Origin of the sequence: Nocardia huaxiensis, assembly GCF_013744875.1 — a bacterium.
GTDB lineage: Bacteria > Actinomycetota > Actinomycetes > Mycobacteriales > Mycobacteriaceae > Nocardia > Nocardia huaxiensis.
The window spans coordinates 4128481-4142902 of record NZ_CP059399.1; the positions used below are offsets into that span (position 1 = coordinate 4128481).

Annotated in this window: 17 protein-coding genes; all 17 read left to right on the top strand. The window is 69.0% G+C overall.

The window, feature by feature from the left end:
• Positions 1-3 precede the first annotated feature (3 nt).
• The 17 genes from H0264_RS18535 to H0264_RS18615 are packed head-to-tail and all read left to right on the top strand — an operon-like array spanning position 4 to position 14365.
• Positions 4-846, top strand: coding sequence for a hypothetical protein (locus H0264_RS18535; RefSeq protein WP_181585121.1), 843 nt, complete (start codon positions 4-6; stop codon positions 844-846).
• Positions 843-1238, top strand: coding sequence for a hypothetical protein (locus tag H0264_RS18540; protein WP_181585122.1), 396 nt, complete (start codon positions 843-845; stop codon positions 1236-1238). Before H0264_RS18535 ends, H0264_RS18540 begins: the two co-directional genes overlap by 4 nt.
• Positions 1235-1675, top strand: a complete 441-nt coding sequence (locus H0264_RS18545) for an RRQRL motif-containing zinc-binding protein (protein WP_181585123.1) — start codon at positions 1235-1237, stop codon at positions 1673-1675. Before H0264_RS18540 ends, H0264_RS18545 begins: the two co-directional genes overlap by 4 nt.
• Positions 1672-2622 carry a co-chaperone DjlA gene (locus tag H0264_RS18550; protein ID WP_181585124.1) on the top strand — a complete coding sequence of 317 codons (951 nt, stop codon included), beginning with the start codon at positions 1672-1674 and terminating at the stop codon, positions 2620-2622. The genes H0264_RS18545 and H0264_RS18550 overlap by 4 nt, the downstream gene beginning before the upstream one ends.
• Positions 2619-3701: a hypothetical protein gene (locus H0264_RS18555; RefSeq protein WP_181585125.1), complete on the top strand. Its 1083-nt coding sequence runs from the start codon at positions 2619-2621 to the stop codon at positions 3699-3701. Before H0264_RS18550 ends, H0264_RS18555 begins: the two co-directional genes overlap by 4 nt.
• Complete coding sequence (locus H0264_RS18560; RefSeq protein WP_181585126.1) at positions 3698-5716, top strand: P-loop NTPase family protein; 2019 nt, start codon at positions 3698-3700, stop codon at positions 5714-5716. The genes H0264_RS18555 and H0264_RS18560 overlap by 4 nt, the downstream gene beginning before the upstream one ends.
• A 42-nt stretch (positions 5717-5758) precedes the next feature.
• Positions 5759-6289, top strand: a complete 531-nt coding sequence (locus H0264_RS18565) for a hypothetical protein (protein WP_181585127.1) — start codon at positions 5759-5761, stop codon at positions 6287-6289.
• Positions 6290-6323: 34 nt separating this feature from the next.
• The gene (locus tag H0264_RS18570; protein ID WP_181585128.1) at positions 6324-6932 is read left to right on the top strand and encodes a hypothetical protein; all 609 of its coding nucleotides are present in this window, start codon (positions 6324-6326) and stop codon (positions 6930-6932) included.
• A 29-nt stretch (positions 6933-6961) separates the two neighbouring features.
• The gene (locus H0264_RS18575; protein WP_181585129.1) at positions 6962-7330 is read left to right on the top strand and encodes a hypothetical protein; all 369 of its coding nucleotides are present in this window, start codon (positions 6962-6964) and stop codon (positions 7328-7330) included.
• Positions 7331-7366: 36 nt separating this feature from the next.
• Positions 7367-7810, top strand: coding sequence for a hypothetical protein (locus H0264_RS18580; protein WP_181585130.1), 444 nt, complete (start codon positions 7367-7369; stop codon positions 7808-7810).
• A gap of 37 nt (positions 7811-7847) precedes the next feature.
• Complete coding sequence (locus H0264_RS18585; RefSeq protein ID WP_181585131.1) at positions 7848-9377, top strand: hypothetical protein; 1530 nt, start codon at positions 7848-7850, stop codon at positions 9375-9377.
• Positions 9374-9763 carry a hypothetical protein gene (locus tag H0264_RS18590; protein WP_181585132.1) on the top strand — a complete coding sequence of 130 codons (390 nt, stop codon included), beginning with the start codon at positions 9374-9376 and terminating at the stop codon, positions 9761-9763. Before H0264_RS18585 ends, H0264_RS18590 begins: the two co-directional genes overlap by 4 nt.
• Positions 9764-9768: 5 nt before the next feature.
• On the top strand, positions 9769-10137 hold the full coding sequence (locus tag H0264_RS18595; RefSeq protein ID WP_181585133.1) for a hypothetical protein: 369 nt from the start codon (positions 9769-9771) through the stop codon (positions 10135-10137).
• Positions 10138-10142: 5 nt separating this feature from the next.
• On the top strand, positions 10143-11150 hold the full coding sequence (locus H0264_RS18600; protein ID WP_181585134.1) for a hypothetical protein: 1008 nt from the start codon (positions 10143-10145) through the stop codon (positions 11148-11150).
• A 40-nt stretch (positions 11151-11190) separates the two neighbouring features.
• Positions 11191-11604: a hypothetical protein gene (locus tag H0264_RS18605; protein ID WP_181585135.1), complete on the top strand. Its 414-nt coding sequence runs from the start codon at positions 11191-11193 to the stop codon at positions 11602-11604.
• Positions 11601-12749: a helix-turn-helix domain-containing protein gene (locus tag H0264_RS18610; RefSeq protein ID WP_181585136.1), complete on the top strand. Its 1149-nt coding sequence runs from the start codon at positions 11601-11603 to the stop codon at positions 12747-12749. Before H0264_RS18605 ends, H0264_RS18610 begins: the two co-directional genes overlap by 4 nt.
• On the top strand, positions 12746-14365 hold the full coding sequence (locus H0264_RS18615; RefSeq protein ID WP_181585137.1) for a DNA cytosine methyltransferase: 1620 nt from the start codon (positions 12746-12748) through the stop codon (positions 14363-14365). Before H0264_RS18610 ends, H0264_RS18615 begins: the two co-directional genes overlap by 4 nt.
• Positions 14366-14422: the final 57 nt, after the last annotated feature.

Below are 14422 nucleotides of genomic sequence, written 5' to 3' on the forward strand. Positions count from 1 at the left end.
ACTATGCATCTGATCGACCCCGACAACACGCCCGTGACCAGCCAGGTCATGGAGGTCGACAGCGCGCTCGCGCGGCGCTGGCTCGAACGCAACCCGCACAACCGGCCGATCCGCCAGGCCCGGGTGCAGCAGTACTACGAGGACATGATCTCGGGCCGTTGGCGACTCAACGGTGAGGCTATCAAGTTCGGTCCCGACGGCGAACTGCTCGACGGCCAGCACCGGCTGCAGGCGGTGGCGCGCACCACGGGCATGCGCTTCCCGATGCTGATCGTGCGCGGCCTGGCCCCCGACACCCAGGTCACCATGGATCAAGGTGCGCGGCGCACGCCCGGTGATCAGCTGACCTTGACCGGGATCGCCAGCCACAACATGACGATGGTCGCCGCCGCGCTGCGCGTCTACATGGTGTGGATGGAGGGCAACCTCTTCGGCGAGTTGGGGCGCGGGGGAGGGGTGTCGACCACGCGGGTGGTCGAATTCGCCTCCGCCTACCCGGAATTGGTAGCCATCGCCGACCGGTACACCGGTGTCGCCAAACGGTTGAAGGCGCGTCCGGCGGTGGCGTGCGCGGTCGCGATGCGGCTCACGGAGATCGACGCGTATGCCGCAACCGAATTCGTGCGGTTGTGGGACTCCGGTGCCGGATTGGCCGCCAATTCTCCGATCCTGGCGTTGCGTGAGCGGCTGGATTGGGCGCGGGTCAACAAGGTCCGGCTCAGTGACCGCGACCAGATCGGCACGATCGTCACCGCCTGGAACCTGTGGCGGCGCGGGCGCACGGTGACAAAACTGCAGCGCCCTAAGGGCGGATTCACTGCCGAGAACTTCCCGGAGCCGAGATGAACACCCCGCGCCGGGACCCGGCAGAACTGGCCGCGCTGCTCGCCGAACGCGACCACTTCGGCACTGTGGACGACGTCTTGAGCGACATGTTCGACGCCGCCTTCGAGGTGACACAGCAGAAGAGCTATCGCGACTGCGCCGCCGAGGACGCCAAGCGCAGGGTCTGGGAGGACCACCACAAGCCCGTGATGGCGGGATATTTCGCCGCCGCCGACGCCTACCGCGAGGAGCGATTCGGTAGCGAATACGCCGAGGATTCCCGTACACGCCTCGATGGCGTCTATGCCCATGACCCGGAAATGCGGGCACTGCTCGACAAGGCCCGTGCGGATCTGGCGGCCCGGCGCAAGGCGCGCACCCCGGCTGAACGAGATCGGCGGCGATCGCGATGAGCGGATTCATCGGGCCCGTCCCGCGCGATTACCGGGACTTTCATCCGGACCCGACCGGCCAGACCTACGGGATTCCCACCTATTTCTGGAAGACCGCCCCCGATCACCTGGTGACTCGCCGCCAGCTCAGTGCGGAAGGGCTGAACCCGGGTGGACAGGACATCGCCGCGCAGGTGGTCATCCTGCGGCGGCATCGCCAACCCCTGGTGGCGCACCTGTTCGACATCAACGGTGCCCAGCTGAAGCGGGAACCGACTCCGGCGCAACTGGATTCGCTACGCATCGCCCGCTGGGTGCGCTCCGCGGATGCGTGCGAGCGCCACGGCGTGGACCCGTCGGACCTGCGGGAAATGATCGCGAAGGCCCGCGCCGATCTGGCCGCCCGCCGTCAAGCCCAGCGTCCGGCAGTCGAGCGTGATCGGAGGCGGTCACGGTGAGCTGCGCGTGCGGAACCGAGCAGGCCAAGGGTCGCGGCATGTGCGCGACGCACTATGCGGCCTTCCGGAGACGTCAGATCGCCTATGGGCGCTGGCAGCCTCGGGTTCCGGCGGACGCGGTGCGCGCGCACGTGGAGGCGATGGGCGCGGCCGGGGTGAACCCGAATCAGCTGGCCAAGCTGACCGGAGTCGGCCAGCCCACGCTGTCGCGGATCATGGCCGCGGGCCCGGACAAGAAGATCGCGGCCTGGGTGGAACAAGCCGTGCTCGCGGTCCCGGTGCCCGAGCGGGCGGCCGAGGTGACCACCAACAGCGCGCTGGTGCCGATTCTCGGTGCCCGCCGGCGCTTTCAAGCCTTGGTGGCGTCGGGGTATCCGGCGGCGCAGCTGGCGCGGGAGCTGGGCATGACCCGCAACCACCGCACCATTCATTCGCTGATGGGTCATCGGGCCGACAGCGACGGCCGCATCACCCAGGAGATCGCGGCCGAGCGAGAACGCGCGGTCAAAGCCCTGTTCGACCGGTTACAGCTGGTTCCGGGCTCGTCGGCGCAGGCACGCGCGCTGGGGGAGCGGCGCGGGTGGCCGCTGCCGATCGAGTGGGACGAGAACGCCCTCGACGACCCGCACGCCCAACCGGTGCGGGCCCGCTGGACACCGGCGTCCGCGCGGGCTGAACGGCGCGAACAGGTCGCCGCGCTGACTGGATGCGGGCTGACCAAAGCCCAGATCGCGCAGCAGTTGGGCATCAACACCCGGCTGGTCGACCGCGACCGCCACCACCTGCGCACCCACGACACCAGCGACAGGCCGGCGGGCGGGTTCGCGGCCGAGGTTGCCGACATGGCCGCAGTCGCGGTGCAGGCCCGCCTCGACATCGACCGCCGGCGCACGCAAGGCGCGGCCGGATCGGGCGGCGCACCCCGTGATCGGAGGCGAACGCGATGAACCACAACGAAGGAACCAACCCGTACGCGGTGCTGGAACGGCGCCACCGCGTCCAGGTCATCGACGGCCTGCGCGCGAACGGCCTGACCTACACCGAGATCCGGGAACTGCTGGGTGTCACGCTGCGGCAGATCGAAACCGTCCTCGGTGAAGCAGAAGTGCTGCGGGCGAAGGGTTTTCGCACCAAGGAGATCGCCGCCGAAATTGGCGTGCCGCCCGGCTCATTGGGCCGGGTGCTGGCATCGCGGCGGCGTGGCACGCTGACCGCCCGCCAGGACGAGGCGGTCTCGGCGATCGTGCACATGCGCGGCATGCAGGTCGATGTCCTCGCCGAATACCTGAACGTGCTGGAGTCCAGCGCCTACGCGTTGCTTCGGGAACTGATCGCCAAAGGGCTTGTGTGTGAACTGAAGAAGGTCCAGCGCGGGCGGGCGTGGGCCTACGTGCCACCGAAGGTCGAGCACCGGTACCTGGGGTGGCGGACCAAGGACTGGTCCCCGCCGCTGAAGTTCGCCGAGCACTACCGGGCCGTCGCACAAGCCAGGATCATGCTCGTCGGCAGCGACCCGCGCGCGTTCATCTCCGAACGTGTTCTGCGCCAGGCCGCCGCCCGCGCCGCCCAGATCGCCGCCGAAAAGCGGCACGGCACACCGGTTCTGGAGTTCTCCAGCAGCTTGGAGCCGATGCCGGGCCGCCCGCACATCCACGACGGCCGGTTCCTGGGCGTGGTGCGCGGCACCTACGGCTGGTGGGCGCTGGAGGTCGAACTGTCGGTCAAAGACAACGCCTACATGGACATCGCCTTGCAGGGCGCGATCCGCGCCGCGGCCGACGCGCACCCCTACACGATGGTCGGCCTGCTGTATCTGTGCCGCAGCAAAGCGGTCAAGGACAACGTCGAGGCCGCCAGCGAACGGCTTCCGGCCGATCTGCAGGAATTGCCGCTGGATTTGGAGATCCAGGACTTCGACAAGCGGTGGGCCGAGTTCGTCAAGAACCGCATGGAGGCCCGCGCCGCCGCCCGCGAGGCAAAACGCCTGCGCCGCAACCTCATCGACATCACCCAGGAAGCATCATGAGCCCCACCTGCGTCCCCCTGATCACCCCCGAGGACTGCGGTCCCACCGCCGCGACCGCCGCCCCCGCGCCCTCTCCCGTCATCGACTTCACCCCGACTGACGGGCCGATGCCGCACATCACCGCCGAGGCCCCGCCCGGCACCCCGGAAGTCGTCCGCCAGGTCACCGACCCGGTCACCCAGCTCTCGGGCCCGGACCTCGCCCACACCGGCGACGTCGCACAGACCGCGCTGGTGTGCGGGGCGGTCCTGACCGCGATGCTCATCCTCATCGTGGCCGTGGCCGCGACCCGTCCGCTGGATCCGCATCGGCTGCGGAACTTCGCCGCTGCCGCGTGGGCGCTGCCGTTGTGTTCGGTGCTGGCGGGTGGGTCGTGGTCGACGCCGCTGAGCCTGCTGTGGGACGGCGCCACCCAGCTAGCGGCCGGCGATCTGGGCGGGCTGTCGATGATGGCGATCCTCGGGCTGCCCGCGACCATGGTGGCGGCGTCGCTGTGGTGGGCACACTTCTTGATCAAGACCGAGACCGTCGGGCTGAAGTCGTTGCGCCGCACCAAACGTGTGCAGGACTCCCTGACCGCGCGCCGCCACGCCGCGGCGGCGCGAGCGGCGAAGAAGGGCGCACCCCCGCACCGCGGCCACGACATCGTGCTCGGCACCCTCGCCGAGACAGTCAGCATCAAATCGCCGGGGTTGTGGCGCTCGCTGACCAAGCGGCATCAGCCGTGGTTGAGCATCCCGTACGCCGATGCCAAGAAGCCGCAGGGGCTGTTCGGTACCAGCGGCAGCGGCAAAACCGAGCTGATGCTGGAGTACGCCTCGGCCCGGTTCGACTACGAGTGGCGAGCCTGGCAGAAATGGTCCGGCGTGCCGGGGATGACCGGCACACACCTGCGCCCGCTACTGGTGATGATCTCGTGCAAGGGCGGGCAAGACGACCGCGAACTCGGGCTGAGCTTGCGGGACACCATGCGCGCCAAGGGGATTGACCCGAAGCGGATCGCGTTGATCGTGCCGGAGATGGACACCCTCGACATCTGGGACAAGACCCCGGCGCGGGATCTGCGGGCCATGCTCGCGGCCCTGCTCGCCGCGACCGCGGAGGCCACCACCGCCGAGGGCCAGCATTTCGAGAGCATGCAGACCCGCATCGCCGCGTTGGTCGTGGACAACCCCAGCGGCAAGCCGCGTAACCACCGCGAGTTCCTGGACCTGCTGGTGGAGGACAACCTCAAGAAGGCATGGCACTACGCTCCCGATGTGGTGCGCCAGATCGACGCCTTGCAGGCGGAGAAGGTGCCCCAGCTCGACGACGCGCTGATCAAGTGCACCAACCTGTTCGAAGACCTCAACGGACGGGTGGTGTTCGACGGCGGGCGCGACCTCGATGACCTCGACGTGCTGTTCATGACCGTGCCCGCCCTGGACAAGGACGCCGCCCGCGCCCAGGTCGCCACCACCCTGCGGTTGCTGCTGCAACGCGCCGGCCGCACCGCGAAAGCGCTGCGGCGCAGCGTGATCCTGTTCATCGACGAACTGTCCGCGTTGACCACCAAGCAAGGGACCATCGGGGTCGAGGACATCACCGAACGCGGCCGATCCCAGCGCATCTCGACGGTGTTCTGCGGCCAATCCCCGGAATCGGTCGCCTCCGACGCGTGGGCGCTGGGGCGGCTGTTGAAGACCTGCTCGGGCGGAATTCTGTTGGGCTACATGGAGAACGCGGGCGATCTGTGCAAACACGCCGGATCGATCCCGGTCATGCTGCCGTCGCGGCATCTGATCAAAGGCCAGCGCCACGGCGACGAAGGCCAAGTCTCCGTTGGCGAGAAGTGGCTGGTCGATCCCGCCCGGGTCAGCCAGTTCGGCACCGGCGACTTCGTGTTCTTCAAGAAGGGACACGCCCGCTACGGCCGCGTCGTGCTGCGCGCCCGGACCGACCAGGCCCGCCTGCCCGGCACCACACCCGCACCCGTCCGCAGCACAGGCGACGATCCGGCCCCCGCCACCTCATAACCCGCACTATCCGTGTCCGAAACCCAGTGGAGTACAACAACTATGCGTATCTTCCGTGACCACGACGACGACCCCGACCCCGACGAGGAACCACAGCGGCCCGGCAAGGGCTTCGGCCCGGACGAGGTCGCCGCCCAAGCCGACCTACTCGCCGACGAGATCGCCGACCATCTGGCCGACGTCGCCGCAGCCGCCGACGCCACCACTGCCGGCACCGACCAGCCCGCACCGGCCAAACCCACGCTGCGCCTCGTGCCACCCCTGGCGGCCCCGGCAGCAACCGACACCAGCGACACGGCAAAACACCCTGAGCCCGAGTCCGTTTCATCTGCAGCACCGCCGAGCTGGGGCCGAGTGTGGCGCGCCAGCGCGGCCGGTTCCTCGGTCGTGGTCGGTATCGCCGCAACCACGGCGTGGGGACAGCCCGCCGAGGTCGGCATCCCCGTCACCGTCTACGGGCTGGGCTGGATCGCCTACCTGCTCTGGGACACCGCCCACCGCCCCTCCCCGTCACTGGCCCTGGCCGCGTTCACCGAACGCCGCGCCGCCCGCGCCCAGCGCGACACCCCCTGACCCCCGCACCCCGCGGGACCAAGAAAGGAAACCCATGCCCTCCACCACTTCCCGAGCGATCGCCCTCGGCATCCCCATCGGGGTCATCGCCGGGATCGCGACCGTCGCGACGATCATCGCCGTCGACACCTGGAACCTCGACACCCGCATCTGCGACGCCGTCACCCGCTGGCGGATGACCCCGGACGACCGTGCCGCCCTCGACGCCACCCAGGCGTTGCTGGACTACCAGGCCCGCCAACGCGAACGTCAACGCGAACAGGTCGCGGCGCACAAACGGTCGAAGTTCCAGCCGGAGCTGTGCACCGGCGTTCCGGGGCGCCTGTCGGAGTTGCCGTTGTCGGCGCTGATCACCGAAATCCTCTACGCCCGTGGACGACTCGCCACCATATGGGGCACTTGGGGCGCGGACCCGGACACCGGCCGCCGCGACTACACCGCGATCACCCAGTGGACCGGCCACCTCGACGCTTTGCGCGCCGAGTTCGACCACCGCCGCCACGACCCGGCCGACGGAAAAACTCTGTCCCGGCTAGACCGCATGCGATGGCAGGCCGCCCATAGCGCCGTCCACGCCTACGACGAAATCCCCAGCCCCGCACCGATCCCGGCAGTCGACACCACCCCCGTCGCGCAGTCCTGACGAAAACCGCTCGCCCAGAAAGGAATCCGATGTTCGACAACCGGAACGAACCGATTCTGCCCATCCCCAGCGACCTCTACGACGAGATCGGCCACCTCGGCGACCGCGTGCAGGCCCTGCGCGCCGATATCACTCGGATCCGCCACCGGTACGCCGAGCTCGCGCAATCGCCGAAGTCGCTGCGCGTGGACGAACTCGGCCGGCCGATCGACCCGCGCGAGGCCGTGATCCTCACCCACCAGGCGCTGCGCGTGATCGACCGCGACCTGGAAACCGTCGAGAACGGCCTCCGCTACGCCCACGGCCCCGCCAGCCGGATCAGCCTCACCGACACCGCCGCCGAGCACCGCAACCAGCAGCTCGCCGCGCAACATCCGCCCGTCCACCGCACCCGATAGCCGAAAGCCCCAGAGATGAAAAGGAATCGAACACCCATGACGACCGAGATCGATCCCGTCGAGAAGCTGGTCGACGAGTTCACGACCTTCGTCACCGAGCTGGCCGACATGACGGTCAAGGAACGCCGCGCCTTCGCCCTGGATCTGCTCGACCCGGTAGTCCCGGTCGAGTTCTCCGACGGCGCGCTGCGCGGCCTGTGGCTCGCGCTGATGTTCCTCACGCGGCGGGCACCGGGCTCCGAGGCCGCGCTGGGCCGGCGACTGCTGGCCGTCGATCAGCAGCTGCCCGAGCACCTGCGCTGGCTCACCGCCGACCGCGACGACCTCACCGGCCCGGTCGCCGCAATACCCGACGACACCGCGGCCGAGGCATACCAGCGCTGTGCCGAGTTCGACCCATCCGCCCGCACCCACGCCTGCTTGGCCACGGTCAACCGAGTCATCGACCGTGCCGAAAACCTCGACCGATCCCTGATCTGACCCAAACCCGTTATCTCTGAAAGGAATTCACCCTCTCATGTCCGAAATGGATGAGATCTCCCGCGACACCGGCCGCACCTTCCGCGACGTGCTCACCGTGGCCGGGCAATGGCTACGCACCCTGCGCGAGCGCGACCACCACGCCGGCCGGCTGACCCGCAAGCAGCGCCGGGAGCTGGCCGAGCACATCACCGCCCAGATCGGGGCCCAGCGCATCGATGCCGCCTGGTACACCAAACGCGTCACCGACTACCGCGACGCGTACGCCACCGCCCGCTACCGGCACGCCACCGACCCGTTCTACACCGACCAGGACGCCGCGCACGACCGGGAACGGTTGTCCGCGATGCGGTTCGGGATCGAGGAAACGCTGTTGTCGAGTTCGCTGGAAACCGTGCAGCGCGGCCAGGTGGTCCTGGCCCTCGATCACGCCCAACGCCACCCGCAGCGCGGCACCCCGACCGTCGCAGGGATCTTCCAGGCCGTCGACGAGCGGAGCGCTCGCGAAGCCCGGTACGCGGCAGTCGAATCCGAGCAATGGGTCGAAGCCGGGCACCGGGAGATGGAACAGATGGCCGCCTCCATGACCATCGCCCAGCCCCGCCCGTCGGCTCCCGCCCCGCAACAGGCGCCGGCGAATACCGAAGCCGCGCAGCCGCAATCGCCCGTCGAGCGCGACGCCGCGATCGATCGTGACATCGCCCGCGCCAACGCGGCGCAGACCATCCGACACGTGGAATACACGCGGCTGCGGGATCAGGCCAGCGGTCGCCGTCCCGACCCCTACGGGCAGATCGCGCGCCGCGACGCCGCCGAGCAGGCCCGACGCGCGGGCATGACGACCGAGGAAATCCGGTGGGAATTCGCCAACGCCGAAACCAACTCCCGCTGCCAGGTGGCCGTGGTCGCCAGCGCGCGTGACGGGTCGCAGCAGGGGACGCGCGGCTACTTCGCGACCGAGGCCGACGCCGCGGCCTGGACCCGCGACGCGGTGCACACCCACGCGTGGGCGCCGGGCTCGGTCCTGAGCGTGCGCGCCCGCGAGTCCGGGCGCCGGCACCCGTTCTACCAGGCCGAGGGCAGCCCGATGGAGGTCGGCCGCAGCCTCGACGCCTGGAACCAGGAGATCGGCCGCGAGCACACCGACCCTCCCGACCAGGACAGAACCCGCGAAAAGGCCGCTCCGGCAGCTGGTTCGGAGGATCTGGAGCGACGGGTGCTGATGTTGCAGCGCGGCCTGGACGCGGTCACCGCCGACCGCGACACCCACAAGCAGCAGGCCGAGACGATGCGCGCGGAGCTGGACACGTTGAAGAACACCCAGCTGCGCACCAACCACGACCTGCGCGAGCTACGTGAACAACTCGACACCGCCCATGCCGACCGCGACCGCTACCGCGGCGAACGCGACGAAGCGGTCCGCAAACTGGCCCGCAACACCCCCGAGCAGGACCGCTACGGCAGCAGCGAACGCGTCGCCCGCGAACAGGCCGACACCGGCACCACAATGCCGCCGCCCAGCAACGGCGCGGGCCAGCCCCGTCCGCGCCCAGAGCGGAGCCGGTGACCATGCATATCGAGCACGAAGAAGCGATGCGCGCGGACTTCCACGACCGCTTCGCCGAAACCCTGAAAACATTGCTGCCCAACATCTCCGACGCTCAGCGCGCGCAGTGCGCGGCCCGGATCGCCGAGTATGAGCAGCGGTGGCATGCGGGTCCGTACGCCCAGGAGTGGGAGTTCCTGCACGCCGCCTACGCCGACTTCCGTGACCACCCGCAGGAAATGGCGCGCTTCGCCGCCGACCTGGACGCCAACCGCGAACTGTGGAAGGGCAACGGCTTGACCGATGTCATGCGGCGCAGCGTGGACCAGGCCCGCACCATCGCCGCCGAGGAACGCAGCGCCCTGGCCGTCCTGCGCGAGCAGCAGCCGATCCGGCGGGAGCGGTGAGCGCGATGGAACGAGAGCACGAAGAAGCCATGCGCGCCGACTTCCGGGAACGGACCGCGTTGCAGCTGTCCGGCTATCAACCTGGAGTGACCGAGGACCAGATCGACCAGATCTACGGCAAGGTCCGCCAGATCGACGACCGTTGGACCGCCGGCCCCCACGCGAGCCGGTGGCAGTACCTCTCCGACGCCTACGACGACTTCAGCGACCGTCCCGAGACCATGGACCGGTTCCTTGACAACATCGAGTTCAACCGCGCCCAGGGCTGGGACGGCGGCCTGGACGAGGTGCAACGCCGCAGCCTGTATCAGGCCAAGGAGCTGACCGAACCGCAGCGGGTGCGCCCGCGCGGGCGGGTGCAGCGGGAGCGCTGATCGGCATGAATCACGATCCGGCACACGGGCGTTCGTGGCAGCTGATCACCGCTGCCCTGACCGCGAAGATGGGGCCGGGCCGGGACCGGGCACGCTGGACATTGTTCCTGTGCCCGGTCCACGAGGCCGACGGCCAACCCCACACCCCCTCCCTCGGCGTCCGCTACGACCCACAACAAGAGAAAACGATCGTCCGCTGCTTCGCCCACTGCGACGACGAAGACGTCCTCGACAAACTCGGGCTCCGCGTACGCGACATGTGGGACCGGCTGCCTGACCGCAACCCCAGCCAGGCCCAGCAGTGCGGGCAACGCCGCCCGCCCGCAGCGGGGCAGCGTCAGCATCAGCAGCGGATGTCGTTGGCGGACAAGGCCATCGACTACACCCAACTGCCGCCGCCGTCCAGACCCGATCTCGGAGCAGCGATCGGGCCGACCGAGAACGTGTGCGCCTACCTTTACCGGCGCGCCGACGGCCGCGAGGAAGGCGTGGTGGTGCGCAGGACCACCCCGCACGAACGCGGCGACCAGAAGTCGTTCACCCAAGCGCGCTGGACCGGAACCGCCTGGGAACCCACCGGTTTCGCGTCGATCCCGTACCGGCTGCCGGAGGTGGTCGACGGCGTGCGGGCCGGTCGTGACATCTACGTGGTCGAAGGCGAGAAGGACGTGCAACGCGCCATGGACGCCGGGCTGGTCGCCACCTGCAACGCCCAGGGCGCCGGCAACTGGACCGAGCAGCACGCCAGGTGGCTGCACGGCGCGGGGCGGGTGATCGTGGTCGCCGACCGCGACCGCCCCGGCTACCGGCACGCCGCCAAGGTCGCCGACACCCTGCACGGCCACGTCGGTGAAGTCCGGGTGTTCGAGCCCGCGGTGGGCAAGGACCTGTCCGACCACCTCGACGCCGGCCACCGCATCGAGGACCTGGCCATGGTGCCCTACCTCGACCGCCACTACCGCCAACCCCGACCCGGCCCGCAACAACAGCGGCAGACCACCCGCAGCCGCTGATCACCCTCTAACCCCTTTGATCACACAGGAGAAAACCGTCATGACCCGAACCAACTTCGGCCAGCGCTTCACCCAGGCCGCCGCGAAGATCCCCTCGGCGTTCGGCAAGAACAGCACCCCCGGCACCACCGTGTACGGGCGCATCACCAACATCGGTGAACAGCCCAAACTCAAATACGGGGGCGCGCCCGGCGAGATCGACACCGACGAGCACGGCAACACCGTCATGCAGCTGTTCATCACCCTCGACACCCCCACCGGGGCGAAGAATCTCTACCCGACCAGCCGCATGGAACAGGCCATCGGGCAGGCGATGAACACCGCCGGCGCAACCAGTTTCGACGTCGGCGCCACGCTGTCGGTCACCTACACCGGCCCCGACCCGGACAACGTCAAGGCCCGCCTCTACACCGCCGTCTACACCCCCGCAGCTGCGAACGGCGGTGGCAGGTGACCGGCAACGACGCCGGATCGATCGTGGGGCGCACCAATGCCGTTGCGCCCCACGGCGAACACCGCGTCGCATCCGTCGCACCACTGGCTACCAGCCAGCACGGCCGCGACACCAGCCCCGCCACCCCCATTTCGCGGGAAGGAAACGTTCCCGCGGCACCCGGAGAGGAGACGATCATGCCCGCGATCCGCGACACCCGCGACAACATCACGCGACGGTCGCGCGACAGCCGTCGTGAACGCGACACCGACGCGACGAACCGCGGCGGCAAGGTCGTCGCGTGGGCGGGATTCGTCTTCGGGTCGGTGCTGTCGATCCTGATGAACTGGCTACACACCTGGTTGCCCGCCGAGACGATGCCGCCCGGCTGGAGCCCGGGAGTATGGCCCCAAATCGGTTCCGCTGTCTGGCCGGTGGCCCTGCTGCTGGCCGTCGAGGCCCTGGCACGCGTAAGATGGCGGCCCGGTCTGGCCTGGGCGTTGGCCCGCTACGGCGGTGTCGGAACCGTCGCCGCCGGCTCCGCGCTCATCTCCTACGGCCACGTCCACGACGTGCTGCAAAGCTGGGACTATGGCGCCCTCGGCTCCGCAGTGGGCCCCCTGGTCCTGGACGGGCTGATGGTCGCCAGCGGCTTCGCGCTGCTCTCAGAATCCGAACGGCCCCAACGCTTCACGGCCACCATGCCCTCCGGTGCGGACCGCCCGACGCTGTCGGCTCCGGTTGTGGTCGCGAGCATCTCCGATATTCCGTTGGCCGCAACCGGGAACGGTCCCGACGAGCGAGTAGCCGACACGGCAAGTCCTCCTGACAGTCCCACAGCGGTTGCCGAAGTGATGCCAGGAGCAGAATCGGTTGCGCGACAACAGGATGCGACACCGCGACAGACGGACACCGTCGATGCGACATCCAGCGACAGCAGTGCGACGCACCGCGACAGCGGCGCCCCGGCCTCGCGCGACGAACGGATTCTGCACCTGCACGACGCTGGTCTCACGACCCGGGATATCGCTGAGGAAATCGGCATTCACCACTCCACCGTCGCGCGGGTTGTCGCGCGGCATCGCGACAGCGACAGCGCCCGCGACACCTCCTCGGCCCTACGACTGATCCCGACTTCCGCGAACGGTGAGGAAACCGCATCATGACCGCCCTCAAAACGGCGACGAGCCAGACCGCCACCCACCGGCCCGCTTTGCGGCAGCGCCGATTCCGGCACGACGACACGATCGCGGTCGATCTGTTCAGCGGCTTCGGCGGCCTCACCGAAGGCATCGAACGGGCCGGATTCACCACGATCATGGCCGCCAACCACAACCCCTACAAGATCGAGATCCACGAGGCCAACCACGGCCACGTCGAACACTGGATCGCCGACCTGGTCGACCCCGAATCGGCCGACTACCACGACGTGCGCGACCTGCCCGCCGCCGATCTCCTCGCCGCCGGCATCTCGTGCGTGAACCACTCACAGGCGAACACGAAAAAGGCGTACCAGCAGGGTCTTTCTCTGTTCGACCTGGACGATCCGGACTTCGACGCCCGCGTCACCCGCTCCGAACGCGACCGGGCCACCGCCAGCTGTGTTTTGCACTACGCCGCCCGGCATCACCCGCGGTTGATCCTGATCGAATGCACCACCGAGCTCACGTCGTGGGGGACGGCGCTACCCGGGCGCCCCAAGGTCGGCGACGGATCGACCTACCGATGGTGGCTCAAGCAATTCGAGAACGAGGGCTACCGGTGGAAGGTGCTGTATCTGAACTCGCAGTTCTTCGGCACACCCCAGTCCCGCAACCGCCTCTACCTCGCGATGTGGGACCGCCGGCTACCCGCGCCCGATCTCGACCACCGCCCACTCTCCTGGTGTGGGCGCTGCGACCAGACCGTCGAGGCAGTCTGGAGCTGGCGCACCGGGATCCCGGCGTCCGGGTCGGTCAACTACCGCCGCCAATACGACTACCGGTGCCCGCGCTGCCGCCGCGAGGTCATCCCGCCGATGACCCCATCCCTCCATGCCCTGGACCTCTCCAGGTTGGGAGTCAGGATCGGCGACCGCACAAGGCCGTTGGCGGCGACCACGATGGCGCGCGCTGAGCGCTGCCGGCAGCGGTTCGCGGAGTTCCCCGCAATTCTCATGCCCGCCAAGGGCGTTCACGGGAGCGAGCGGCATCCCTGGCAGCCGATGGCGACCCAGACCAGCCAGCAGGGGACCGCGCTGTTGTCGACCGGGTACATCTTCGCCGCGCACCGCCACAACGGCGACGGCAAGCACTGGTCGCAGCCGATGGACACAGTCACCACGACCGAGGAGAAGGCACTGCTGTCGGCAGCGATCGACAACTACCAGGGCGCACCCCGTGGCCTGGGGCAACCCCTGCCGACCGCGGTCGCATCCGAGACGCTCGGACTAATTGCTGGTGTCGTGCCGTTCCGCAAGAACACCGTGCCAACCCTCGGACCAGAACCGATGCCGACCGTGACTTCCGACCAGATCCCGGGCTTGCTCACCGCCGACTATGCCGCAGCGCTGGCGGCGATACCGTTGGAGGACTGCCACTTCCGGATGCTGGGTCCGCACGAGATCGGCAGGGGCTGCGGTTTCGACACCACCTTCCCCGGGCACCCGGGCAAGTTCATCGTGTGGGGGTCCGCACGGGATCAATGCGACGGATTCGGCAACGCGGTATCGCCCTCGATCGGCGCATGGATCGGAGCGCGGCTACGCGCAGTGCTGCACACTCCGGAGGCGGTGACCGCATGACCACTATCGAACGGACCGACGGCCGGACCGGGGACCAGCTGCTCGAAGAGGTGTCGT

Coding starts and splice junctions, on each gene's coding strand:
- H0264_RS18540 (WP_181585122.1), top strand. CDS start 843: ATGAACACCCCGCGCCGGGACCCGGCAGAACTGGCCGCGCTGCTCGCC.
- H0264_RS18595 (WP_181585133.1), top strand. CDS start 9,769: ATGGAACGAGAGCACGAAGAAGCCATGCGCGCCGACTTCCGGGAACGG.
- H0264_RS18585 (WP_181585131.1), top strand. CDS start 7,848: ATGTCCGAAATGGATGAGATCTCCCGCGACACCGGCCGCACCTTCCGC.
- H0264_RS18535 (WP_181585121.1), top strand. CDS start 4: ATGCATCTGATCGACCCCGACAACACGCCCGTGACCAGCCAGGTCATG.
- H0264_RS18615 (WP_181585137.1), top strand. CDS start 12,746: ATGACCGCCCTCAAAACGGCGACGAGCCAGACCGCCACCCACCGGCCC.
- H0264_RS18575 (WP_181585129.1), top strand. CDS start 6,962: ATGTTCGACAACCGGAACGAACCGATTCTGCCCATCCCCAGCGACCTC.
- H0264_RS18570 (WP_181585128.1), top strand. CDS start 6,324: ATGCCCTCCACCACTTCCCGAGCGATCGCCCTCGGCATCCCCATCGGG.
- H0264_RS18555 (WP_181585125.1), top strand. CDS start 2,619: ATGAACCACAACGAAGGAACCAACCCGTACGCGGTGCTGGAACGGCGC.
- H0264_RS18545 (WP_181585123.1), top strand. CDS start 1,235: ATGAGCGGATTCATCGGGCCCGTCCCGCGCGATTACCGGGACTTTCAT.
- H0264_RS18605 (WP_181585135.1), top strand. CDS start 11,191: ATGACCCGAACCAACTTCGGCCAGCGCTTCACCCAGGCCGCCGCGAAG.
- H0264_RS18565 (WP_181585127.1), top strand. CDS start 5,759: ATGCGTATCTTCCGTGACCACGACGACGACCCCGACCCCGACGAGGAA.
- H0264_RS18600 (WP_181585134.1), top strand. CDS start 10,143: ATGAATCACGATCCGGCACACGGGCGTTCGTGGCAGCTGATCACCGCT.
- H0264_RS18580 (WP_181585130.1), top strand. CDS start 7,367: ATGACGACCGAGATCGATCCCGTCGAGAAGCTGGTCGACGAGTTCACG.
- H0264_RS18560 (WP_181585126.1), top strand. CDS start 3,698: ATGAGCCCCACCTGCGTCCCCCTGATCACCCCCGAGGACTGCGGTCCC.